The organism is Maritalea mobilis (assembly GCF_019800885.1).
Taxonomy (GTDB): Bacteria; Pseudomonadota; Alphaproteobacteria; order Rhodobacterales; family Rhodobacteraceae; genus Roseibacterium; species Roseibacterium beibuensis.
On sequence record NZ_JAHVKE010000002.1, the window covers coordinates 1 to 24,235 of the forward strand.

The 24,235-nt window shown below is 64.6% G+C and carries 21 protein-coding genes; 11 read left to right on the forward strand and 10 right to left on the reverse strand.

Translation table 11 applies throughout. The features are described 5' to 3' along the window. On the reverse strand, positions 1–2,836 hold a 2,836-nt coding region (locus KUV65_RS08800), incomplete at its 3' end, for a S8 family serine peptidase (RefSeq protein ID WP_222189714.1). A 201-nt stretch (positions 2,837–3,037) separates the two neighbouring features. Here KUV65_RS08800 and gpmI point away from each other — a divergent pair. From gpmI to KUV65_RS08820, 4 genes are read left to right on the forward strand one after another with little or no spacing between them, the layout of a single operon-like run. Then, a complete protein-coding gene (gpmI, locus tag KUV65_RS08805) occupies positions 3,038–4,588 on the forward strand; it encodes a 2,3-bisphosphoglycerate-independent phosphoglycerate mutase (RefSeq protein ID WP_222189716.1) in 1,551 nt (516 codons plus the stop codon). Further along, positions 4,585–5,715 (forward strand): murein hydrolase activator EnvC family protein, encoded by a 1,131-nt coding sequence (locus KUV65_RS08810; protein ID WP_222189719.1) that lies wholly within the window; start codon positions 4,585–4,587, stop codon positions 5,713–5,715. The genes gpmI and KUV65_RS08810 overlap by 4 nt, the downstream gene beginning before the upstream one ends. Before the next feature lie 56 nt (positions 5,716–5,771). Then, positions 5,772–7,103: a S41 family peptidase gene (locus tag KUV65_RS08815; protein ID WP_222189721.1), complete on the forward strand. Its 1,332-nt coding sequence runs from the start codon at positions 5,772–5,774 to the stop codon at positions 7,101–7,103. Between the two features lie 4 nt (positions 7,104–7,107). Further along, positions 7,108–7,581 carry an RNA pyrophosphohydrolase gene (locus KUV65_RS08820; RefSeq protein ID WP_222189722.1) on the forward strand — a complete coding sequence of 158 codons (474 nt, stop codon included), beginning with the start codon at positions 7,108–7,110 and terminating at the stop codon, positions 7,579–7,581. A gap of 6 nt (positions 7,582–7,587) precedes the next feature. Here KUV65_RS08820 and gloA2 read toward each other — a convergent pair whose 3' ends face one another. Then, on the reverse strand, positions 7,588–7,974 hold the full coding sequence (gene gloA2 / locus KUV65_RS08825; RefSeq protein WP_222189724.1) for an SMU1112c/YaeR family gloxylase I-like metalloprotein: 387 nt from the start codon (positions 7,972–7,974) through the stop codon (positions 7,588–7,590). Between the two features lie 132 nt (positions 7,975–8,106). Here gloA2 and KUV65_RS08830 point away from each other — a divergent pair, with 132 nt between their 5' ends. Then, positions 8,107–11,073, forward strand: coding sequence for an error-prone DNA polymerase (locus KUV65_RS08830; protein WP_308124586.1), 2,967 nt, complete (start codon positions 8,107–8,109; stop codon positions 11,071–11,073). A gap of 6 nt (positions 11,074–11,079) precedes the next feature. Here the strand turns inward: KUV65_RS08830 and pip are convergent, their stop codons facing one another. Next, positions 11,080–12,069: a prolyl aminopeptidase gene (pip, locus tag KUV65_RS08835; protein WP_222189725.1), complete on the reverse strand. Its 990-nt coding sequence runs from the start codon at positions 12,067–12,069 to the stop codon at positions 11,080–11,082. Between the two features lie 66 nt (positions 12,070–12,135). On the opposite strand from pip, the gene ubiG reads away from it, so the two are divergent. Beyond that, positions 12,136–12,891 (forward strand): bifunctional 2-polyprenyl-6-hydroxyphenol methylase/3-demethylubiquinol 3-O-methyltransferase UbiG, encoded by a 756-nt coding sequence (gene ubiG / locus KUV65_RS08840; protein WP_222189726.1) that lies wholly within the window; start codon positions 12,136–12,138, stop codon positions 12,889–12,891. Here the strand turns inward: ubiG and KUV65_RS08845 are convergent. The 3 genes from KUV65_RS08845 to KUV65_RS08855 all read right to left on the reverse strand — a co-directional run bounded on the left by KUV65_RS08845 (position 12,888) and on the right by KUV65_RS08855 (position 14,405). Then, positions 12,888–13,334, reverse strand: a complete 447-nt coding sequence (locus KUV65_RS08845) for a MarR family winged helix-turn-helix transcriptional regulator (protein WP_222189727.1) — start codon at positions 13,332–13,334, stop codon at positions 12,888–12,890. The two genes, ubiG and KUV65_RS08845, sit on opposite strands and share 4 nt — an antisense overlap. 61 nt (positions 13,335–13,395) lie before the next feature. Further along, positions 13,396–13,656, reverse strand: a complete 261-nt coding sequence (grxC, locus tag KUV65_RS08850; RefSeq protein WP_222189728.1) for a glutaredoxin 3 — start codon at positions 13,654–13,656, stop codon at positions 13,396–13,398. A gap of 38 nt (positions 13,657–13,694) precedes the next feature. Continuing rightward, a complete protein-coding gene (locus tag KUV65_RS08855; RefSeq protein WP_261331717.1) occupies positions 13,695–14,405 on the reverse strand; it encodes a ComF family protein in 711 nt (236 codons plus the stop codon). Positions 14,406–14,467: 62 nt separating this feature from the next. Here KUV65_RS08855 and KUV65_RS08860 point away from each other — a divergent pair, with 62 nt between their 5' ends. Together KUV65_RS08860 and hemH are read left to right on the forward strand one after the other, a co-directional pair. Next, positions 14,468–15,325, forward strand: a complete 858-nt coding sequence (locus KUV65_RS08860) for a methyltransferase domain-containing protein (protein ID WP_222189732.1) — start codon at positions 14,468–14,470, stop codon at positions 15,323–15,325. A gap of 30 nt (positions 15,326–15,355) precedes the next feature. Then, positions 15,356–16,411, forward strand: coding sequence for a ferrochelatase (gene hemH / locus KUV65_RS08865; RefSeq protein ID WP_222189734.1), 1,056 nt, complete (start codon positions 15,356–15,358; stop codon positions 16,409–16,411). On the opposite strand, the gene KUV65_RS08870 is transcribed toward hemH, so the two are convergent. The 4 genes from KUV65_RS08870 to KUV65_RS08885 all read right to left on the reverse strand — a co-directional run bounded on the left by KUV65_RS08870 (position 16,412) and on the right by KUV65_RS08885 (position 19,308). Then, positions 16,412–16,552: a hypothetical protein gene (locus KUV65_RS08870; protein ID WP_222189736.1), complete on the reverse strand. Its 141-nt coding sequence runs from the start codon at positions 16,550–16,552 to the stop codon at positions 16,412–16,414. A gap of 127 nt (positions 16,553–16,679) precedes the next feature. Next, positions 16,680–17,078 (reverse strand): 8-oxo-dGTP diphosphatase MutT, encoded by a 399-nt coding sequence (gene mutT / locus KUV65_RS08875; RefSeq protein WP_308124588.1) that lies wholly within the window; start codon positions 17,076–17,078, stop codon positions 16,680–16,682. Next, positions 17,075–18,448 (reverse strand): bifunctional glutamate N-acetyltransferase/amino-acid acetyltransferase ArgJ, encoded by a 1,374-nt coding sequence (gene argJ, locus KUV65_RS08880; RefSeq protein WP_222189738.1) that lies wholly within the window; start codon positions 18,446–18,448, stop codon positions 17,075–17,077. Before argJ ends, mutT begins: the two co-directional genes overlap by 4 nt. A 20-nt stretch (positions 18,449–18,468) precedes the next feature. Next, positions 18,469–19,308, reverse strand: coding sequence for a peptidylprolyl isomerase (locus KUV65_RS08885; RefSeq protein ID WP_222189740.1), 840 nt, complete (start codon positions 19,306–19,308; stop codon positions 18,469–18,471). A 229-nt stretch (positions 19,309–19,537) separates the two neighbouring features. On the opposite strand from KUV65_RS08885, the gene secA reads away from it, so the two are divergent. From secA to KUV65_RS08900, 3 genes are all read left to right on the forward strand, one after another. Continuing rightward, on the forward strand, positions 19,538–22,267 hold the full coding sequence (secA, locus tag KUV65_RS08890) for a preprotein translocase subunit SecA (protein WP_222189742.1): 2,730 nt from the start codon (positions 19,538–19,540) through the stop codon (positions 22,265–22,267). Between the two features lie 59 nt (positions 22,268–22,326). Next, entirely contained in the window at positions 22,327–23,001 is a 675-nt protein-coding gene (locus KUV65_RS08895; RefSeq protein WP_222189744.1) for a sulfotransferase family 2 domain-containing protein, read from the forward strand. A gap of 124 nt (positions 23,002–23,125) precedes the next feature. Next, a complete protein-coding gene (locus KUV65_RS08900) occupies positions 23,126–24,226 on the forward strand; it encodes a hypothetical protein (RefSeq protein WP_222189746.1) in 1,101 nt (366 codons plus the stop codon). The last annotated feature ends 9 nt before the right edge of the window (positions 24,227–24,235 follow it).

Sequence of the window (24,235 nt, forward strand, 5' to 3'; positions counted from 1 at the left end):
TGTCAGACCCCCAGCCGCCGATCAGCACATCGTCGCCCGCCCCGCCACGCAGCAGGTTGCCATTGCCACCCGTCGCATTCAACGTGTCAGAGCCGGTGCCACCCTCCAGCGTGTCGGTCCCGTTGCCGCCTTCCAGCGTGTCGTTGCCGTCGCCGCCACCGATGCTGTCATCGCCATCACCGCCATTGGCGAAGTCATCACCGCCGGCGAGAAACACCGAGTCGTTGCCGCCGCCAAGGGTGAGCGAATCGGTCCCGTTGAACGCGAACGGGACACCATCCTCGCTAAGAAAGCCCTCGGGGATGATATCGTCGTTCGACGACCCGTTATACGTCCAGTTCACGGCGCTGAAGAACGCCTCGAGCGCGCCCAGCGATCCGCCAAGCTCTGCGAAGGCCGCAGCAGACAGTTGCGCGGCATCGATCGTGCCGGAGAAGCTGCCCACGAATGTGCCGTTGATCGTGACGTTGACATTGGTGACCGTGCCACCGTTCAGGTAGGTGCCGAACGCGTCGGTGCCGTAGGTCAGGCCGGTGCCCGTGACCGTGTAGACAATCGTTTGTCCATCGCCGACGGAGATGCTCGTGAACCCGGTCGAGGACTGCCCACTTTGGATCTCTGCCTCCATTACGAGGTCCGAGAGCGCCCCCTCAATATCCTGCAACGCGAGACCGGCCGCCTGACCGGCAGCGGAAATGTCCACGGTGATCGCATTGGGGGTCGTCGGCAATTCCCCTTCGAAATAGATGTACCCCTCCAGCGCGCTGACATTGGAGATGCCCGTGAAGGTCAGGCTGTTGCCCGCGCTGAAGTTCAGGACGACATCCCCATTCACCACCGTGGCACCGGCCAACAAGCTGGCAATGCTGCCGCCCCAGATGGCCGGGTTGATGAGGACAAGATCTTCCGAGGTGAAGTCTTCGATGGTGTCCGCACCACTGCTGTAGATGAAATGGTCCGAATCCGCACCGCCCCAGAGGTAGTCGTTGCCGGCACCGCCTTCGAGGATATCCTCTCCGTCGTAGGCGTAGATACGGTCGTCGCCCCGCCCAGTGATGATGTGGTTTCCGAGGAGGTTGCCGTCGATGATGTCGTCGCCATCTCCGGTGGCAATGTTTTCGAACGCACTGGGCGTAACGACTTGCGCCACCCATGCCGCATCAAAATAGATCGAGTTGAACAAGCTGAGATCGACCCAGACATCCTGCGTCACGGCGACGAAATTCAGCCAATCCGTGCCGCCGTTGTTGTCCGAGATATTGAAACGGTCACTCTCCACGGCCTCGTAATCGGCGAAATCGTCGGTGAAGTGGTGAACGTCGTCATTGGTGAAGTCCGACCCGAAGAAGGTCAGCTCGAAATCGTAGAACGTGCCATCGTCAGCTGAGGGGAAAGTATCCTCGATCTCGAGGGTCCAGATGCCTTCACTGCTCATGCCGATCGCGGCGTTCACGGCAAAGGTGTAGCCGAAAAGGTCGGCGCTGCTGCCATTGTTCTCGTTCAGGACAAATTCGGTCCCGTCGGGCGCGATCAAGGTGATCGTCAGGTCGTCCATCCAAGTATGCGTCGCATCGACGTAGACATAAATCGTCTCGATCGAAATCGCATCATTCGCGGAGACCTCGAGCTCATCATAGATGATCGACGACCCGTCGATGGTCTGGTTGGTCGTTGCACTTGTGTGGACGGACGTCACCTCGTTGGCCGACACCTGCGGATTATCGAAGAATTCCGACCACATCTCGGCCATGCGAACGGCAGCAAAGGCATCGACCATGCCGTAGCCGTAGTTGATATGATAGCTGAGGCCGCCACCGTTCCAGTTGGACGCGCCGTTGGAGAACCATGATCCATCTTCAAAGCCGGCGGCGCCGCTGCCGAAGGACGACCCTGTGTGGCTGGCCGACAGGGCAAGGATCTGTTGCACATCACGCCAACCGAGGTTCGGGTTGGCCTCCAGCATCAGGGCGACAACCCCGGAAACAACGGGCGTCGCGGCAGATGTCCCGCCGAACGTGTTAGTGTAATCGTCACTGCCAGAACCGGTCCAGTCATACCCATTGCCGGTGCCCAGAAGATCAGTGGTCACCGCGGCCGCTGGCGCGGCAATCAACAGGTTGACACCCCAGTTGGAATACTCGGCCGTGAAGCCATCGGACTCTGTGGCAGCGACCGTGATGATCTGGCGCACGACGTTGAGACCATCGTTCTGTGAACTGGGGTGACCCGTGACGCCGTACTGCACGCCGCTGCCAGCGTCATTGCCGGCGGCCTTGACCATGATCGTGCCAAGTCCACCACGCCCGTTTTCGGCGGCACTGGCCAAGGCGTTCGCCTCGTCCACCAACCCAAAGACCGCGTTCTGAATGTCGGCATAGCTGGAATCAAAAGTATACCCGAACCCGAAGGTCCCCCAGCTATTCGACACGACGTCATAATTTTCCATGTCGTAGAGCGCCTGGACCATCGCCGCCGATCCGGCGTTCTGGATGTCCACCAGGTAATCGACGCCTGTGATCGTCGCGCCCCAAGCGACACCGATCCCGCCTTCGTCGTTATTCCCTGCTGCAATAATGCCTGCGCAGGCGGTCCCATGACCGTCGTCGAAATCGCCGATAATTCCGTCATTGAAGTCGTTGGGATCGCCATCGTCGTAAGGCAGTTCCAGCGTCTCATCGTAGTTATCCGCGAGATCCGCGTGATTCTGCTGAACCCCGTCGTCATAGACCGCGACGACGACGCCATCGCCGCTGTACTCTGCCCAGATCGTTTCGATGTCGCCGATCAGGTTGAAATGCCATTGCTGGGAATAAAGCGGATTGTCGGTATAGCTCATCGAAAGACCCGTCGCTCAAATCAGGTGCAGGTGCGGGATAGCCCTGCATCGTCGGCAAAAATACCAAGAAGGACCCACGAAACAAGCTTCCATTGTTCAAACCTATAGAAAGCTCGGACGAATCCTTCGCCAGCGGCCGCGCCTTGTGCCTCAGCCGGGCCAACGGTATCCCGGTTGCGATCAAACTGGGAAGGATGCTCCATGGTTGACGCAACGCCGACACCCCCGCGCCCCGTCGTCCTGTGTATCCTCGACGGTTGGGGGATCGGACCGACCGAAGCGGACAATGCCCCGCATCTGGCAAAGACCCCGAACTTCGACCGGATTCACCAAGCCTGCCCCCATGCGACGCTGACCACCCATGGCCGCGCCGTGGGCCTGCCCGACGGGCAGATGGGCAACTCGGAGGTCGGGCACATGAATATCGGCGCCGGTCGCGTCGTGATGATGGACCTCGTGCGCATCGACGCTGCCATCGAGGATGGCAGTTTCACCAAGGAACACGCCTTGGTCGAATTCATCGCGGCTTTGAAGAAAACCGGCGGCACGGCGCATCTGTTCGGGCTGGTTTCGGACGGGGGCGTGCACAGCCAGTACACCCACATGACCGAGGCCGCGCGGGTCATCGCAGCGGCGGGTGTACCGGTGCGCATTCACGCCATCACCGATGGCCGCGACGTGGCGCCGAAATCGGCCACCAGCTTCATCGAGGATATCCAGTCGAACAGCCCCGAAGGTGTGCGCATCGCCACCGTGATCGGGCGCTATTTCGCCATGGACCGCGACAAGCGCTGGGACCGGGTCGAACGGGCCTTCAACGCGATGGTGCGCGGCAAGGGGGCCGAGGGCACGCTGCACGTTTCAGGCGACGCAACCGACGCCGTGGCCGAAGCCTATGACCGGGGCGAGACGGACGAGTTCATCCAGCCGACCGTGGTGGGCGACTACGCCGGGATGGCGGATGGGGACGGGGTGTTCTGCCTCAACTTTCGGGCCGACCGTGCGCGCGAGATCCTCGCCGCCATCGGCGACCCGGAGTTCGACGGGTTCGACACGGGCGAGCGACCGGACCTCGCGGGCAAACTGGGGATGGTCGACTATTCCAAAAGCCATGATCGCTACATGACCACGGTCTTTCCCAAGCAGGAGATCGTGAACACGCTGGCCGAATGGGTGTCGCAGCACGGGCTCAAGCAGTTCCACATCGCCGAGACCGAAAAATACCCCCATGTCACCTTCTTCCTGAACGGCGGCAAGGAACCTCCCGAAAAGGGCGAGGACCGCTACATGGCGCAGTCGCCCAAGGTGGCGACCTATGACCTGCAACCCGAGATGTCCGCAGGTGAAGTGACCGACCACCTGATCGAGGCGATCGAGGGCGACTACGACCTGATCGTGGTGAACTTCGCCAATCCCGACATGGTCGGCCATACCGGCGACCTTGATGCCGCCATCGCCGCCTGCGAGGTCGTCGATAAGGGCCTCGGGCGGGCGCTGGCGGCGTTGGAGAAGGTCGGCGGCGTGATGATCGTCACCGCCGATCACGGCAATTGCGAGACTATGGTCGACCCTGTAACGGGCGGGCCGCACACGGCGCACACGCTGAACCCGGTTCCGGTGATCCTTGTCGGCGGGCCGGAGGGGGCCAGGCTTCGCGAAGGCGGCAAGCTGGCCGATCTTGCGCCGACGCTTCTGCAACTGATGCGGTTGGAGCAGCCCAAGGAAATGACCGGGGAGAGCCTCTTGGCATGAGGGCATGGGCACGGATCATCGCGGTGGCCTGTGCGCTCGGCATCGCCGGTCCGGCCCCCGCCCAGACCGATGCCGCGCAGACAGCCGCCCGCGCCGCCGAGATGCTGGAGGCCGCCGGGCAATCCCTGTCCGAGGCCGAGGGCGCGCGGGACCGGGTCGAGGCCCTGACCCAGACTGTCCGCGCCTATGAGGAGGGCCTGCTGGCCCTGCGCGATGGCCTGCGCGAGGCCGCCTTGCGGGAACGCACCATCCTGCTGGTCTTCGAAGCGGAGCGCGATCGCCTGGCCCGCCTTCTGGCCGTTCTGCAATCCATCGAGGCGGCCCCCGCCCCCCTGCTCCTGCTGCACCCGGAAGGTCCGCTTGGCACGGCCCGTTCCGGCATGATCGTGTCCGAGGTAACGCCCGCCGTCGCGGACGAGGCGATGGCGCTGCGCGCGCAACTGGAGGAACTGGCAGTGCTGCGCGCGTTGCAGGAAAACGCCCTCGCGCAGCTTACCGAAGGGCTGCAAGGGGCACAGGCCGCGCGAGCCGAGCTGTCGCAGGCCATCGCCGACCGGCGCGACCTGCCGGCGCGCTTCGCCCTGGATGCCGACGCGATGCGGCAGATCCTCGAAAACGTCGATTCGCTGACCAGCTTTGCCGAGATTCTCGCCGCGGATCCGGTCGCGGCCTCGGCCGATCTGCCGGATTTCACGCAAGCGCAGGGCGCGTTGCCCGCCCCTGCCCTGGGTGCGCTTCTTCGACGCTACAACGAAACGGATGCGGCGGGCGTCCGCCGCCCGGGGATCGTGCTGGCCACCCACCCCCGCGCCCTCGTGACCGCGCCCTGGCCTGCGTCGATCCGCTATGCCGGCCCTCTGCTGGACTATGGAAATGTCGTTATCCTTGAACCGGATACGAATTACCTTCTGATTCTCGCTGGTTTGGGGGACCTCTACGTGACGGCCGGGCAACTGGTGGCGGGCGATACGGCCCTTGGACTCATGCCGGGGCCTGTGGCCACTGGCGGGGAATTGATCGTCTCCGATGCGGAAGGCGGTGGTGCCGGCCTCTCGGAAACGCTTTATATAGAGTTGAGAGAGGGCGGCAGTCCGGTTGACCCGGGCGAGTGGTTCCTAATCGAATGACGGCGCGCGCCACGCGCGGAGCAGAACGAACGAAAGACGTACAAGGACGCACACCCATGAACAAGCTGATCTACGCAGCCATCGGAGGCATCGCCGGGGGCGTCCTCCTGTCCACGCAGGTCGCAGGACCGCTCCTGGCGCAGGAAGAGGCGCGCAACGCCTCGGTCTATCAACAGCTCGACCTGTTCGGCGACGTGTTCGAACGCATCCGCGCCAACTATGTCGAAGAGGTGGACGAAGCCGCGCTGATCGAGGCCGCGATCAACGGCATGCTGACCTCGCTCGATCCGCATTCCAGCTACCTGCCGCCGCGCGATTTCGACGCGATGCAAACGCAGACCCGCGGCGAATTCGGCGGCCTCGGGATCGAGGTGACGCAGGAAGACGGGTTCGTCCGCGTCATCACGCCCATGGACGACACCCCCGCGATGGAGGCCGGCGTCGAAGCCGGCGACTTCATCACCCATGTGGATGGCGAGGCCTTGTTGGGGCTGACGCTGGAACAGGCCGTCGACCTGATGCGCGGCCCGGTCGGGTCCGAGATCGTCATCACCATCGTGCGCGAGGGCGAAGATGAACCCTTCGACGTGACCATCGTGCGCGACCGGATCCAGCTGACCGCCGTGCGCCACCGCCTCGAAGGCCGCACCGCGATCCTGCGGGTCTCGACCTTCAACGATCAGACCTTCCCGAACCTCGTCGAAGGCCTCGAGGAAATGATCGCCGAGGTTGGCGGGCTCGAAAACCTGAACGGGGTCGTGCTCGACCTTCGCAACAACCCCGGCGGCCTGCTCAGCCAGGCGATCCGCGTGTCCGATGCCTTCCTCGAACAGGGCGAGATCGTCTCGACCCGCGGGCGCGAGGTTGCCGATGGCGAGCGTTACAACGCCACCGCCGGTGACCTGATCGAAGGCCTGCCCATGGTCGTTCTGGTCAATGGCGGCTCGGCCTCGGCCAGCGAGATCGTGGCAGGCGCACTTCAGGATCATCGCCGCGCGGTGATCGTGGGCACCAACACCTTCGGCAAGGGCTCGGTCCAGTCGGTGATGCCGCTGCCGGGCAACGGCGCCATGCGTCTGACCACGTCGCTTTACTACACGCCGTCGGGCCGCTCGATCCAGGCGCTTGGCGTGGCGCCCGACATCATCGTCGAACAGCGCGACCCGGTGGAGATGGCCGAGGACGAGGCCGACCGCCCCGCCCGCACCGAAGCCTCTCTGCGCGGCGCGCTGGAAAACTCGACCCTGACCGAGGATGAGTTGCGCCAGCGCGAACTGGAGCGTGAAGAAGCCGAAGCCACCGCGCGCCTGCGGAACGAGGATTACCAGCTGGCCTATGCCATCGATATCCTGACCGGTCTGAACGCGCTCGGTCCGAACCCGCAGTAAGCGCATGACGCCGGACGAGATCGCGGCCCTGCCCTATCGCCCCTGTGTGGGCGTGGTGCTGACGGACGGGCAGGGCCGTGTCTTTGCCGGGCAACGCGCCGACATGGACACCCCCGCCTGGCAGATGCCGCAGGGCGGGATCGACAAGGGCGAAACCCCGGTCAAGGCGGCCCTGCGCGAATTGCGCGAGGAGACCGGTGTAAAGCGAAAGCATGTCACCGTTCTGGGTGAAACCGCCGACTGGCTGCCCTACGATCTGCCGCCCGAGGTTTTGCCCTATCGCGGCAAGTATCGCGGCCAGAGCCAGAAATGGGTGCTGATGCGGCTGGATGCCGGGGATGACGTCATCGACCTGACCCACGAGGATGTCGAGTTTTCCGAGTGGCGCTGGATGACGGGGGAGGACCTCCTGACCCTGATCGTGCCGTTTAAGCGCGATATCTACGAGGCCGTTCTGACCGAATTCGATCTGATCTGAGCGCCCTTACCCCGCCTCGTACAGTTCAAGCGGCAGGCCATCCGGGTCTCGGAAAAAGGTAAAGGCGCGCCCCGTCAGCGCATCCATGCGGATGGCTTCAACCGCCACGCCTTTTGCCTCAAGGGCGCTCTTGGCCGCCGCCACATCCGCCACGGCAAAGGCAAGATGGCGCAAACCCTGCGCCTCGGGGCCTGTTGCCCGCACCGGCGGATCGGGGAAAGAGAACAGCTCGACCTGGCCGCCATCCGGCAGGGCAAGGTCAAGTTTCCACGAGTGGCGTGCGGCGCGGTACGTCTCGGCAAGGATGCGTAGCCCGAGAACGTCGGTATAGAACGCCCGGGACCGTTCATAATCCGAACAGATGATCGCCGCGTGATGGATCGAGAGAAGCATAGGCACCTTCCACGGCCAGAGAATGACGGCCCTTTGACGTGGTGCCCGATTGGGCCTTGGTTGCCAAGCACCCGGCCCCACAAGATGCCGGTAGCAAGAGCGGCGACAAGCGACTCCAAATGAGAACAAAAGGTGAATATACTAACCGGCACCATGGGATTCGCCGAGCTTAGCATCACCTCGAACTTCACCTTTCTTAGGGGCGGATCGCACCCCGAGGAATACGCGCGGCGTGCCGCCCTGCTGGGGATCGAAGCCATCGCGATCGCCGATGAAAACTCGGTCGCGGGCGTGGTGCGGGCGTGGTCCGAGCTGCGCAAGATCGAGGAAGAGATCGCCGACGCCAAATCCGCCCGCGCCGACCCGATCGGCCCGCCAAAACCCGCGCATCTGCCAGACCCGCCGCGCGCGCCCATCGACCATGTGCCGCGCCTCTTGCCCGCCGCCTGCCTGACGCTGGCCGAGGGGGTGCGCCTGACCGCGCTGCCCCGCGACCGCACCGGCTGGGCCAGCCTGTGCCGCCTGCTGTCGGTGGGCAAGCTGCGCGCAGAAAAGGGTGGGTGCCTTTTGCATGTCGATGACCTGCTGGGGCAGGCGCGCGGGTTGGAACTCTTGCTGCACGCGCCCGACCGCGCCACCCCCGACTGGCAGCGCCCGGCGGATCGCCTGGTGCGCGGCCTCGGCCCGCAGATGAGCCTGCTGATGGCGCCCCGCTATGACGGGCTGGACGACGCGCGCTTAGACGCGGCGGCGCGGCTGGCAGATCGGCTGGGCCTGCCCACCGTCGCCTCGGCCCGGCCCCTGATGCATCACGGATCGCGGCGGCGGCTGACCGATGTGCTGACCTGCATTCGCGAGGGGCTACGCGTCGAGGATCTGGGCACCGCCGCGCAGGCCAATGCCGAACAGCGCCTGCGTGGCGAGGTCGAGATGCGCCGCCTTTTCGCCGGGCACGAGGACGCGGTCGCACGCACGACCCAGATCGCCGCGCGCCTGCAGTTCGACATCGCCAGCCTGCGCTACGAATACCCCTCGGAAATCGCCGATGGCGAAACCGCAGCCCAGCGCCTGACCCGGCTGGCGCAGGAGGGGCTGGAATGGCGCTATCCCCAGGGCATCCCCGAGCGTGCGCAAAAGCAGCTACAGCACGAGCTGCGCCTGATCGCCAAGCTGAACTACGAACCCTATTTCCTGACCGTCCATGATATCGTCGCCTTCGCCCGGTCGCGCGGCATCCTCTGTCAGGGGCGCGGGTCGGCGGCGAACTCGATCACCTGCTACGCGCTTGGCGTGACCAGTGTCTCACCCGAGATCGGCACCATGGTGTTTGAACGCTTCGTCTCCGAGGCGCGGAACGAGCCGCCCGATATCGACGTCGATTTTGAACATGAACGACGCGAAGAGGTGATCCAGCACATCTACGAACGCTATGGCCGCCACCGCGCGGGCCTGTGCGCCACCGTCATCCACTATCGCGGCAAACGCGCCGTGCGCGAGGTGGGCCGCGCCATGGGGCTGAGCGAGGATGTGCTTTCGGCGCTCTCCAGCCAGATCTGGGGGTCATGGTCGAAAACCGGACCCGAGATGGACCGCATGCGCGAAATCGGCCTCGACCCCGACAGCCCGCGCCTGAAACAGACCATCCGCCTGATCGAGGAAATCATCGGCTTTCCCCGCCACCTGTCCCAGCATGTCGGCGGTTTCGTCATCACTGAAGGCCGCCTTGATGAACTGGTCCCCATCGAGAACGCCACGATGGAGGACCGCACCGTCATCTGCTGGGACAAGGATGACATCGACGCGCTCGGCATCCTCAAGGTCGATGTGCTGGCGCTTGGGATGCTGACCTGCGTGCGCAAGGCGTTCGACCTGTTGGCGATGCACCACCAGGCCGATTACACGCTGGCGACCCTCCCGCCCGAGGATCCGGCGGTCTATGACATGCTGTGCCGCGCCGACAGTCTGGGCGTCTTCCAGGTGGAAAGCCGGGCGCAGATGAATTTCCTGCCGCGCATGCGGCCGCGCTGTTTCTACGACCTCGTGATCCAGGTCGCGATCATCCGCCCCGGTCCCATCCAGGGCGACATGGTCCACCCCTTCATCCGCCGCCGCAACGGCGAGGAAGAAGTCAGCTTTCCCTCGGACGACCTCGGACGCGTGCTGGGCAAGACCCTCGGCGTGCCGCTGTTCCAGGAACAGGCGATGCAGATCGCGATCACCGGCGCGGGCTTCACCGCCGAAGAGGCCGACCGCCTGCGCCGGTCACTCGCCACCTTCAAGAAGCACGGCAATGTCAGCGAATTTCGCACCCGGTTCCTGCGCGGGATGCGGGCCAATGGCTATGACGACGCATTCGCCGAACGCTGCTTTTCCCAGATCGAGGGTTTCGGCAGCTACGGCTTTCCCGAAAGCCACGCCGCCAGTTTTGCCCTGTTGGTCTATGCCAGCGCGTGGCTGAAACGGCATCACCCCGGCATCTTCGCCTGCGCGCTGCTCAACAGCCAGCCCATGGGCTTCTACGCCCCTGCCCAGATCGTGCGCGACGCCCGCGAACACGGGGTGGAGGTGCGGCCCATCTGCGTGAACCGCTCCCACTGGGACAACGTGATGGAACGGACCGAGACGGGCGAGTTGGCGCTGCGGCTAGGGTTCCGGCAGATCAAGTCGATGCGCGAGGAAGAGGCCGATTGGCTGACCGCCGCACGCGGCAACGGCTACACCTCGGTCGAGGATGTCTGGCGCCGCGCGGGGCTGGAGGCGCGGTTTCTCACCATCCTGTCCGAGGCCGACGCCTTCGCCGCGCTCGGGCTGGATCGGCGGCAGGCGCTGTGGGCCGCCCGCGCGCTGACACCCAAGCGTGAATTGCCGCTGTTCGCGGGCGATCTGGATGGTGAAGGGATCGTGGAGCCTGCCGCCCATCTGCCAAAGATGACCGAGGGCGAAGAGGTGGTGGAAGATTACGTCGCCATGCGCCTGACCTTGCGCAGCCACCCCGTGGCGCTGATCCGCGACCGCCTCAGCCCACGGATCGATCGGCGTTTGCTGAAAGGGCCGCCACAGACCGGCGTCTTGCCGCCGCAGCCGCGCCCGACCCGTTGAACAGGGTCAAAGGCCGAACTTGTCGCGCGCCTGTCCGACGCCCTTCATCACGCGCACCAACTCCTCGCTGATGCCGCCCTCGCTCAAGGCATGGCCCGCGTTGCGGATCATGTGCAACCGGCCTGAAGGCCACCCCGACGTCAGACGATGCGCCGACAAGGGCGGGCAGATCATGTCGTAGCGCCCCTGCACCACGGTGCCGGGGATATGCGCGATCCGGTGAAGGTCGCGCAGGATCTGGCCGTCTTCCTCGAGGAAGCCCTTGTTGGCGAAGTAATGGTTTTCCAGCCGGGCGAAGGCGCGGGCATAATCGGCCGGGCTTTCGCCCCCCATCCCGTCGCTTTCCATCGAGGCCAGCGCGTTTTCCCACGCCGCCCAGGCCCGGGCATAGCGCGTCTCGGTCATCAGGTCGCCGCAGAAGAGACGCCGGTTATAGGCCGCGATCAGGTCGCCGCGCTCTTCCTCGGGGATCGGGGTCACGAAGCGCGACCACTGGTCCGGCCAGAATTGCCCGGCCCCGCCCCCGTAGAACCAATCCAGTTCGCGCTGCATCGACAGGAACACGCCGCGCAGGGCGAGATAGCCCACGCGTTCGGGATGCGCCTCGGCATAGATCAGGGCGAGTGTCGCGCCCCAGCTGCCGCCGAAAACCGCCCACCGCTCGATCCCCAGCGTGTTCCGGATCCGCTCGATATCGTCGACAAGGTGCCAGGTCGTGTTGCTGCGGACCGTGGCATGGGGCCGCGACCGCCCGCAGCCGCGCTGGTCGAACAGGATGATCCGCCAATCCTTGGGATCGAAATAGCGCCGCATGGCCGGGCTGCACCCGCCGCCCGGACCGCCATGCAACACCACGACAGGTGCGCCCTTGGGGTTGCCGCACTGCTCCACGTAAATGTGATGCCCATCGCCAACATCGAGCATCCGTTGGTCAAACGGGTCGATCGGGGGGAAAAGATGCGCGGCTGCGCGCTTTTGGCCGGAGAACTTGTCCATCGGCTTCCTATATAGATCCTCAAGACACTGGCACCACCACACTCGCAGGAAGACGGGGGGATGTCCATGAACACCGCCACGCAAACTGTCGACACCGTCGACGCATCCGAAATCGCCAAGTTCGAGGCCATGGCCGCCGAATGGTGGGATCCGCACGGCAAGTTCAAGCCGCTGCACGAGATGAACCCCGTCCGGCTGGACTACATCACGACGCAGATCGCCGCCGAGTTCGGGCGCGACCTGACGGCGGACAAGCCGTTCGAGGGGCTGCGCCTTCTGGATATCGGCTGTGGCGGCGGGTTGCTGTCGGAACCAATGGCGCGTCTGGGAGCGACGGTGATCGGCGCCGATGCAGCCGAGCGCAACATCCCCGTGGCCAAGATCCACGCCGAGCAATCGGGGCTCGAGATCGACTATCGCCACACCACCGCCGAGGCGCTGGCCGCGGCGGGCGAGCAATTCGATGTCGTGCTGAACATGGAAGTGGTCGAACACGTGGCCGACCCCCTGGCCTACCTGACCGCCTGCCGCCAGCTGTTGAAGCCCGGCGGGCTGATGGTCTGCTCGACGCTCAACCGCAACCCCAAAAGCTTTGCCATGGCAATCGTGGGCGCGGAATACATCATGCGCTGGCTGCCCAAGGGGACGCATGAATGGTCGAAGTTCATCACGCCCGATGAACTTTATGACCTGATCCGCAACGCGGGCCTCGACCCGGTCGATCGCAAGGGGTTCGTCTTCAACCCGATCGCGTGGAGCTGGTCGATCTCGGACCGGGACCTGTCGGTGAACTACGTCACCGCCTCGATCAAACCGGCCTAACCCTCGTCGCTTTCCAGCCGCAGGCGCAGCTCCCGAATCACGGGAAGCGTCTGCCGCACGCGGTCCGATCCGATTTCGCGCACCGTGTCGGCAAGGATCGGGGCGATGGCGGCGATAGCCGCGTCGCGGGCGCGTTTGCCCGAGGGGCTGATCGAGATCATCTTGCGCCGCGCATCGTCCCAATCGGGGCGCACGTGGATATGCCCCGCCCATTCCAGACGGTTCAGCGTGTTGGTCATCGCGCCGCGCGTGACGTGGAAAACCCGGGCCAGTTGGGCGGGGGATTTCTCTTCGCTCGACCGCGCAAGATGGTTCAGCACCGAGAAATGACTCAGCTCCATGCCCTTGGGCAAGGCACGGGACAGCCGGTTGCGCGCCAGCTGGTCCGCCATGAACATCTCGCTGAAAAGGGCAACCGAAAGCGGGTCGTCGGAACCGGTCATTCCGGGATTAGAACGGCTTGAGGGGCGTTGGCGCAAGAGGGCGGGTGGTCGCGCCAGCCCGTCACGCGCCGTTCAGCAGGGAGTCAAGCTTGCCGTCCCGATCCAGCGCCGCCATGTCGTCATAGCCGCCGACATGGGTGTCGCCGATGAAGATCTGCGGCACCGTGTGGCGGCCATTGGCGCGTTGCAGCATCTCCTGGCGTTTCGACGGGTCCCGCATGACGTCGTACTCGACAAAGCTTTGGCCCTTGCTCTGCAAAAGCCGTTTCGCCGCGTGGCAAAAGCCGCAAAACGGCGAGGTATACATCTCGATGGTCGACATGGGCCGGGACTTTCCTGCTGTACTGGTGTTGACCCAACCTAAGTATCCATCCCGACGCGGGCCAGAGCGATCACGCGAATTTCTGTGGCGCCCGCGCCTCGGCAGGCTTCGGTCGCCGCGGCGAATGTCGCGCCCGAGGTCATGACGTCATCGACAAGCACCACCGGGCGACCAGCCAAGATCGCACCGTATTTCGGGTGTGGCCGAATCGCATCGGACAGGTTGCGAAACCGCGCATCGCGGTCGCGCCCATCCTGGCTTGGCGTGGCGCGTGCGCGGACAAGGGCCTGCGGCGCGACCTCGGCCCCCGTCACCCGGCCCATCGCCTGCACCAGAAGCGCGGACTGGTTGAACCGTCGTTGCGCAAGACGCCGCCAATGCAGCGGGATAGGCACCAGAACGGGGGCGCCCGCCAACAGGTCGGCCCCGGCACGCGCCAGCCAGGGCCCGGCGGCCCGCGCCACCTCGGCCCGGTCGCCATGTTTGAGGCCAAGCACCAGTTTGCGTCCGACCCCGTCATAGGCCATGACCGCCCGCCCTGCGGCCCAAGGCCGCGCGATCCGGTGGCATTCGTCGCAGACCAGCCTCTCGCCCTCGGCGCTCTGGCCGGGCAAGCCGGTGCCGCAAAGGTCACAGGCCGCGCCAAGAATGAAGGGCGTTTCGGCCCAGCACGACCCGCAGATCGCGAAATCGCTGTCGACGTGTGCGCCGCAATTCAAGCATTCCGGCGGAAAAACCGCATGCAGCATCGTTTGCAATCTCACCTTCGCCCCCTAAGTTGCGATGGGTCAGTGAACAGGACCCAGACTTGATGACCCCGACCACCCCACAGCCTCGTCTCGTGGATGCCGCTGCCCTTGCGCGGCACCGCGCCCGTGCGCGGCTGGATCGGGCCGGGTTCCTGCATGACGAGGCCCGGTTCGAGCTGCAGGAGAGGCTCATCGACGTTAACAGAAGGTTTACGTCGCCCGCGATCGTGACGCCGTTCCCGCAAATATGGGCCGATCTGCTCCCGAATGCCCGTGTGGTCGCGGATGCCGAGACACTCGATCTCGACGCGGGCGCGCATGATCTCGTGGTGCATGCCATGGGGCTGCACTGGGCCGATGACCCGGTTGGCCAGATCGTGCAATGCCGTCGCGCCCTGCGCCCTGATGGCCTGTTCCTCGCCACGTGTTTCGGCGGAGAGACCCTTTCGGAACTGCGCCAAACGCTGGCCGAGGCAGAGATCGCCACCATGGGCGGGCTGTCTCCCCGCGTCGCGCCGATGGCCGAGATCCGCGACATGGGGTCGCTGCTGCAACGCGCGGGCCTCGCCCTGCCGGTAGCGGATCGGGTGAAAAAGACCGTGACCTATCCCGACGCGTTCGCCCTGATGCGCGACCTGCGAGACATGGGCGAGACCAACGCCCTGGCCGACCGGCACCGCCGCACGATGCCGAAAAGCCTTTTCGCGCATATGGCTGCGCTATATGCCGACCGCTTCGGGACACCCGATGGGCGGATCACCGCGACCTTCGATCTCGCCTTCCTGACCGCTTGGGCCCCGCATGACAGCCAGCAGAAACCCCTGCGACCCGGCGCCGCCCAATCGCGGTTGGCGGACGCGTTGAACACCACCGAATTTGACGAAGCGGCCATTCCGGCCCTAGACGGACCAGATGACTGAGGCTTGCCACAGATGAACATGATGAAGCAGATGCCCGATTTGACAACGCCTTCCGACCACGCGCCCTCCGATCACCCCAAGGTGACCTTCGGCAAGGTAGGGATTCTGCTGGCCAATCTCGGCACGCCCGACAACTACGACTACTGGTCGATGCGCCGCTATCTGAACGAGTTCCTCTCGGACAAGCGCGTCATCGACTACAGCCCGTGGATCTGGCAGCCGCTTCTGCAGCTCATCATCCTGACCAAGCGGCCCTTCAGCTCGGGCGCGGCCTACAAGTCGATCTGGAACGAGGACAAGGGCGAAAGCCCCCTTATGACGATCACCAAGGATCAGACCGCCAAGATGAAGGCCCTGATGGAGGCGCGTTACGGCGACCAGGTCGTGGTCGATTTCTGCATGCGCTACGGCAACCCCTCGACCAAGTCCAAGGTCGATGAACTGGTTGCCCAGGGCTGCACCAAGATCCTGTTCTTCCCGCTCTATCCGCAATACGCGGGCGCAACCTCGGCCACGGCGTGTGACGAATTCTTCCGCGCGCTGCAGAACATCAAGTGGCAGCCCATCGCGCGTACTGTCGAACCGTATTTCGAGAACCCCCTCTACATCGAAGCCCTCGCGCAATCCATCGAGCGGGCTTACGGCGAGTTGGAGAAGCGGCCCGATATCCTTGTCTGCTCCTACCACGGGGTGCCGCGCCGCTACCTGATGGAGGGCGACCCGTACCATTGCCAGTGCCAGAAAACGACGCGCTTGCTGAAGGAACGCCTTGGCTGGGACGACACCGAGATCACGACGACGTTCCAGTCGCGCTTTGGCCCCGAGGAATGGTTGAAGCCCTACACCGTGGAAGAGGTCGCGCGCCTTGCCGAGGAAGATGGCAAGAAGAACATCGCCGTCTGCGCACCCGCCTTCTCGGCCGACTGCATCGAAACGCTCGAAGAGATCAACGAAGAGATCAAGGAAAGCTTCGAAGAGGCCGGCGGTGAAGAGTTCACCTACATCCCGTGCCTCAACGACGACGACGCACACATGAAGGCGCTGGCCGCCGTGGTCGAAGAAAACCTTAAAGGGTGGCTGGACTGATCAGGCGGCCTTGACCGCAGAAACAGGGCGACCGGTATACAGCTGGTCGCCCACCTTGACCTGAACGAAGCCGTTGTTCAGGCGTTTCACGAATATCCCCTGGATCGTGACGCAACTTCCAAGCGCGATCGTAGCAAACACAGCGTTGTCCCCCGTTTGTGTTTCCCAAGACTACTCGGCAAAGTTTAAAAAGCACTGCTAAATTGTTCGCAAGCACGCAAAAAGCGACCAAATTGCAGGCAATCGGCGAAAATCCGCGAAATCCTGTTCAGAGCCAGTCGCGCAAAAGCGGGATCAGGGGGATGTCGGCAGCCGGCATCGGGTAGTCCCGCAATTCACTCGCCCGCGCCCAGGCCAGTGTCTGCCCCTCCTGCGCACGCGGTATACCGGTCCACTTGCGGCAGGCAAACAGCGGCATGAGCAGGTGAAAATCGTCGTAGCTGTGGCTGGCGAAGGTTAGTGGCGCAAGGCAGCTGTCCCACGTCTCGATGCCCAGTTCCTCGTGCAATTCGCGCACCAGCGCCGCCTCGGGCGTTTCACCGGGTTCGACCTTGCCGCCCGGAAACTCCCACAGGCCCGCCATGGACTTCCCCTCGGGCCGCTGCGCCAGAAGCACGCGGTTATCACGGTCGATCAGGGCGACGGCAGAGACGAGAATGGTCTTCACGACCGGTAATCCGCGTTGATCTCGATGTAGCGATTGGTCAGGTCGCAGGTCCAGACGGTCGCTTCGCCGCGCCCAAGGCCCAGATCGACCGAGATGAGTAGCTCCTGCCCGGTCATGTAGCTCGCGCCATCCTCTTCCCGGTAGCTTTCGGCAACCCAGCCGTTTTCCGCGACCAGGATATCGCCGAAGCGGATCGACAGAAGGTCGCGGTCGGCCACGGCCCCCGATTTGCCGACGGCCATCACGATGCGGCCCCAGTTCGGGTCCTCACCGGCCACGGCAGTTTTCACCAGGGGCGAATTCGCGATGGACCGCGCCACCTTGTCGGCGTCCCGCGCGGTCTTGGCACCGGTCACCCGCACTTCGACCAGTTTCGTCGCCCCCTCGCCATCGCGCACGATCTGAAGGGCGAGGTCTTTCATCACCTCCTCGATCGCGGTGGCCAGGATCTTGCCCTCGGCACTGCGCCCCGAGGACAGCGGCACGTTGCCGGCCTTACCCGTGGCGGCCAGCAGCACCGTGTCCGAGGTCGAGGTGTCGCTATCCACCGTAATCGCGTTGAAGCTGCGCTTGGTCGCGGCGCTCAGGATGGCTTGCAGCCCATCCTGCGTGACGGCTGCATCGGTAAAGATGTAGCCCAGCATCGTCGCCATATCCGGCGCGATCATGCCCGAGCCCTTGGCGAAGCCCATCACCTTCACCGCAACGCCGCCGATTTCGACCTCGGCCATCGCGCCCTTGGGGAAGGTGTCGGTGGTCATGATCGCACGCGCGGCATCCTCGGCGGCATCCGGCGACAGACCCTGCACCAGCCCCGGCAGGGCGTCGGTGATCTTTTCGGCTGGCAGCGGCTCACCGATCACGCCGGTGGACGAGGTGAACACATGCCCGACCGGTACCTTCAGCGCCGAGGCGGCGGCTTGTGCGATCACGGCCACATCGCTGGCCCCGCGCTGCCCGGTAAAGGTGTTGGCATTGCCGGAATTCACCACGATAGCGAAGCCGCCCTTGGGCGTATCGCCCAACATCTCGAGCTTGTCCTGGCAGTCGAGAACGGCCGCAGAGCGCGTGGCGGATCGGGTAAAGACCCCGGCCAACGTGCTGCCCGGTGCGATCTCGGCCAGCATCACGTCGGTGCGATCCTTGTAGCGGACCCCGGCCTGCGCGGTGGCAAAGCGCACACCGTCGATCACGGGCAGGTCCGGGAAACGGTCGGGCGCGAGCGGGGAGACAAGGGGTTTGGGCTTGGCCGCGACCTCGGCCTCTTCGGCCTTGGTCTCTTTCGCGGCTTTCTTCTTGGACTTGTCCTTGGCCTTCTTGCCGGACGTGTCCTTGGATTTGCCCTTGGCCTTCTTGTCGCCCTTTGCCATCGCGCCCGTCCGTGAATGGGTTACTCGGAGATCAAGTCAGTATCCGCGATCACCGCCGGGTCAACCTCGATCTCGGGGCGCTCGATCTCGGCCGCGTCCATCAGTTCGGCAACGCGGGCATCGACACGGGCGCGGCGCATGCCTTCCAGCAGCTCGCCCCGCACCTCTTCCAGCGCCGGCGGCTCCTGCTCGCGGGTGTCGGTCAGCAGGACGACATGCCAGCCGAATTGCGTCTCGACCGGGGGCGACACCTCGTTGACCTCCAGCGCGAGAACGGCGGTCTCGAACTCGGGCACCATCATCCCTTCGGTGAACCAGCCCAGCGCACCGCCGTTCGGGCCCGACGGGCCGATCGAATGCTCGGCGGCGAGTTCTGCGAAATCCGCACCCTCGGCCAATTCGTCGATCAGGGCCTGCGCGGCTTCTTCGCTTTCCACGAGGATGTGGCTGGCGTTGTATTCGGTCACCGGCTCGGCCTGTGCGAATTGCTCGTCATAGGCGGCCTGGATCTCTTCGTCGGTGATCTCGGCCATGGCGACCTCGTCAAGGAACATCGACGCCAGGATCGCGCGGCGCTCATTGGCCAGGCTCAGTTCCATCGCGGCGGTCATGTTGTCGTCGGCGACATCGGCCAGCACCTGCTGCTGCACCAGCTGTTCCAGCATGCCGTCGAACAGGACCTCGGCCGGAAGCTGCTGGTATTGCTCGGGCAGCATCGAGCGCATGGCGATCAGGTGACCGACCGTAATGTCGGAGCCGTTCACCGTGGCCAGAACGGTATCCGCCGTCACTTCATCCTGGGCAAAGGCGGGCAGGGCAAGAAGGGCCGACAGCGCGGCACTGGCAAAAAGCGATTTCATGAAAGACTTCCCTTGGCTGGACGGCCGGGGTGAATGGCCCCTTTGGCCGCGTTGACACTCATGTGGCCGCCCCTTATGTCCCTTGCGGGTTTCGCATCGGGGCCTTGGCCGTCTTGCCGCCGTTGATAGACCGCCGCGATGGGTCGAACAACCCGGATGCCCCACACGATGATTTGAGATGATCCGGGCCGCGCGAGCCCCGCGCGCCCGCAGGAAAAAGGCGTTGCGCATGCTGGGTTTCGGTACGATCGCGAAAAAGGTTTTCGGCACCCCGAATGACCGCAAGGTCAAGGCAGTCCGCCCCCTTGTCGCCCGCATCAACGAGCTTGAGCCCGAGTTCGAGAAACTCACCGACACCGAGATCGTCGCCAAGACCGCCGAGTTGCGCACCCGCGCCGCGAATGGCGAAAGCCTTGACGACCTGCTGCCCGAAGCCTTCGCCAACTGCCGCGAGGGGGCCCGCCGCGCGCTTGGCCTGCGCGCCTTCGACGTACAGCTGATCGGCGGCATCTTCCTGCACCAGGGCAACATCGCCGAGATGAAAACCGGTGAAGGCAAAACGCTGGTCGCGACCTTCCCGGCCTATCTGAACGCCTTGACCGGCAAGGGCGTGCATATCGTCACCGTCAACGACTACCTCGCCAAGCGCGACTCGGAATGGATGGGCAAGGTCTTTACCGCGCTCGGCATGACCACCGGCGTCGTCTACCCGCGCCAGCCCGACGATGAAAAACGCGCCGCCTATCGCGCCGACATTACCTATGCCACCAACAACGAGCTTGGCTTCGACTACCTGCGCGACAACATGCGCGGCAGCCTCGAAGAAATGGCGCAGCGCGGGCACAACTTCGCCGTCGTGGACGAGGTCGACTCGATCCTGATCGACGAGGCGCGGACGCCCCTGATCATCTCGGGTCCGTCGCAGGATCGCTCGGACCTCTATGTCGCGATCGACAAGATTATCCCCGACATCCGGGAAGAGCACTACACGCTGGACGAAAAGCAGCGCAACGCAACCTTCACCGACGAAGGCAACGAGTTCCTCGAAGACAAGCTGCACGAGGTCGGCCTGCTGCCCGAAGGGCAAAGCCTTTATGACCCCGAGTCGACCACCATCGTTCACCACGTCACCAACGCACTGCGCGCGCACAAGCTGTTCCTAAAGGATCAGCAATACATCGTGCGCGGCGGCGAGGTTGTGCTGGTCGATGAATTCACCGGCCGCATGATGCCGGGCCGTCGCCTGTCGGACGGGTTGCATCAGGCCATCGAGGCCAAGGAAGGCTGCAAGATCCAGCCCGAGAACGTGACGATGGCCAGCGTCACCTTCCAGAACTACTTCCGCCTCTACAACAAGCTGGCGGGCATGACCGGCACCGCCGCGACCGAGGCCGAGGAATTCATGTCGATCTACGGGCTTGGCGTGGTCGAGATCCCCACGAACAAGCCCATCGCCCGGATCGACGAGGATGACGCGGTCTACCGCACCGCCAAGGAAAAATACGAGGCCATCGTCGAGGCGATCCGCGACGCCCATGGCCGCGGCCAGCCGGTTCTGGTCGGCACCACGTCGATCGAGAAGTCGGAAATGCTCAGCCAGATGCTGACCAAGGCGAACCTGCCCCATAACGTGCTCAACGCCCGCCAGCACGAGCAGGAGGCGCAGATCGTCGCCGATGCCGGCAAGCTGGGCGCGATCACCATCGCCACCAACATGGCCGGTCGCGGGACCGACATCAAACTGGGCGGCAATGTCGACTTCAAGATCATGGAGGCGCTCGAGGCCGACCCCGACGCCCACCCCGACGAGGTGCGCGCCCGGATCGAGGCCGAGCATGCCACCGAAGAGCAAAAGGTGAAGGATGCGGGCGGCCTTTACGTCCTCGCCACCGAACGCCACGAAAGCCGCCGCATCGACAACCAGTTGCGCGGGCGGTCCGGCCGTCAGGGCGACCCGGGCAAATCCTCGTTCTTCCTGTCGCTGGAAGACGACCTGATGCGTATCTTCGGCTCGGAACGGCTGGACAAGATGCTGACCACCCTCGGCCTGCAAGAGGGCGAGGCGATCGTGCACCCCTGGGTGAACAAGTCGCTGGAACGCGCGCAGGCCAAGGTCGAGGGCCGCAACTTCGACATCCGCAAGCAGCTGCTCAAGTTCGACGACGTGATGAACGACCAGCGCAAGGTCATCTTCGGCCAGCGCTACGAGATCATGGGCGCCGAGGACATTGCCGAGATCGCCCGTGACATGCGCCACCAGGTGATCGAGGACATGGTCGACACCCACATGCCGCCCCGCTCCTACGCCGACCAGTGGGAAGCCGAGGAGATGCAGCAGGCCGCCAAGGACACGCTCGGCATCGACGTTCCGGTGACGGACTGGGCCGCCGAGGATGGCGTCGATCAGGAAGTCATCCGCGAGCGTCTGGAAAAGGCCGCCGACGAATACATGGCCTCCAAAGCCGCGCAGTTCGGCCCCGAGCAGATGCGCAACATCGAGAAACAGGTTCTGCTGCAGACCATCGACCAGAAATGGCGCGATCACCTGCTGACGCTGGAACACCTGCGCTCCGTCGTGGGCTTCCGCGGTTACGCCCAGCGCGACCCGCTGAACGAATACAAGACCGAGGCGTTCCAGCTTTTCGAAATCATGCTCGACGGTCTGCGCGCCGACGTGACCCAGAAACTGTCGCGCATCCAGCCGCTGACCCCGGAACAGCAGGAACAACTGATCCGCCAGCTTCAGGCGCAGCAGAAACAGCAACAGGAACAAGCTGAAAAGGCCGGCGCCGCCGCGTCCGAAGCCGCGTCCGGAACGCCCGCCACCGGCGACGGCGCGCCCTTGGTCGAAGGGTTCGACGAGAACGACCCCGCGACCTGGGGCAACCCCGGCCGGAACGACGCCTGCCCCTGCGGGTCGGGCAAGAAGTTCAAGCATTGCCACGGGCGTCTGGCCTGAGTCTGCTTTCGTCGGGGGCCGTGTGCCGCGGCCGGTCCCCAAACAAGGAGGGGCGATAGGTGATTTCGCATCCCCACAAGACGATCTTCGTTCACATTCCGAAATGCGGCGGGCAAAGCATCGAATCCTGTTTTCTCGAGGATCTGGGCCTCGACTGGGAGAGTCGCGCGCCGCTCTTGTTGCGCCCGAACAAGAACCCGCGAAACGGGCCGCCACGCCTCGCCCATCTTTGTGCGCGCGAGTACATCCAATACTGGTATGCGACGCCCGAAATGTTCGCGAGCTACTACACATTCGCCCTGTTGCGCGATCCCGTGGACCGCGCCTTGTCCATATACAACTACCTCGCCCCGAAAAGGTACGGGCGCCGGATCTCCTTCGACCGTTTCCTGGGAACATGGTTGCCCGAGCAACTTGGCAAGGCGGGCCGCGCCGAGACGCGCGGGCGCAAGTTCTACTTCGTGCGTCCGCAGGTCGATTTCGTCCTCGATGCGAACGGAGAGGTCATGGTCCAGGATCTGATCCTGCTGGATCGCCTGGCCGACCACTACCCCCGGATCGCTGCAAAGGCCGGGCTGCGGTCGCCCCTCGGGCACCAAAACAAGTCGACGAAAACCGTGACGCGCAAGGATCTGACCCCGGCCCATCACGACGCGATCCGGGAAATGTACGCGGCGGATTTCGACTTGATCGCCCGGCAGGTTCAGCAGAATTCCACGCCCGATCACGGCTGACGCACGGCGGAAAAACGCGGGGCCTCGTGTCCGATATCCGCAAAACCGCCCCGATTGTTTCCTGATTTTCGCCCATTTCCGGGGTGACCCTCTTCGCCAATCGAAGCGAGCGAAAGGTCACGTCATGCCCAGTTCCCTCATCATGCGCGTTTCCGCGGTGGCCCTCGGCCTTGCTGGCGGCGGCGTTTATGCGGCATCGCAAGGCCTGCTCCCGATCCCTTCCGGCGGCGCCGACGCGCCTCAACCCATCGCATCGGCTGCCGGTGATCTCTTGCCGCCTGCATCCGCCGCGCCGGCAACAGCCGCCGCTGCCGCCACGGACGCCCCGCTTCCCTTGTCCCTTGCCGTGGCGATGGCCCCCGAAATGTCCGAGCCGCAGGTCGACCCCGTTGTCGAGGTCGCCCTGACCGAAGAGGCCGCGGCCCCCGACCTGCCGGGCCTCGCCGCGATGGGCGACGGTCCCACGCCCGATGCCGCGCCGGCGCAAATCCCGGACCCGGCCGCCGCAACGCCCGAGGGCCCGCAACTGTCGCCGCTTGGCCTGCCCTGCGGCTTGAGCGTCGATGCAACGGCACAGCCCGCCGCGATGGTGGCGCTCGATATCCTGTCGCCCTGTCAACCCGACACCAGCGTCACGGTCGAACATTCCGGCCTGACGATCACCGCGCGGACGGATGCCCTGGGTCTTCTGACGCTGGACATCCCGGCCTTCGAGACGCCCGCCTTCTTCACCGTGCGCATGGGTGATGGGACGGAAAACTCTCTGCTCGTGCCGCTGGCCGACCTGCGCGAGTATGACCGCATCGGCGTGTCCTGGGCAGGCCATGCCGCGCTCAGCCTGCACGCGATGGAATTCGGCGCGCGCTTCGGCGAAGAAGGGCATGTCTGGGCCGAAACGCCCCGCACACCTGCCGCCGCGCTTGACGGCACCGGTGGCTTCCTGACGCAACTGGGCGACCCCACGATGGACGATCCGATGCTTGCGCAGGTCTATACGCTGCCGCGCGACACGCTGTCCGAGGGCGACTCCGTCCGCCTGTCTCTGGATGCCGAGATCACCGAGGCCAATTGCGGCGACCCCGCCGAGGCCCGCACCCTGCGCGCCGAGGCCGCGGGCCGGGTCGAGGTGACGCCGCTGACTTTCACCCATCCCGGTTGCGACGCGGTGGGCGACTTTCTTGTGTTGCAAAATCTGCTGGGGGACGTGAGACTCGCCTCCAATTGAGGCCCTGCG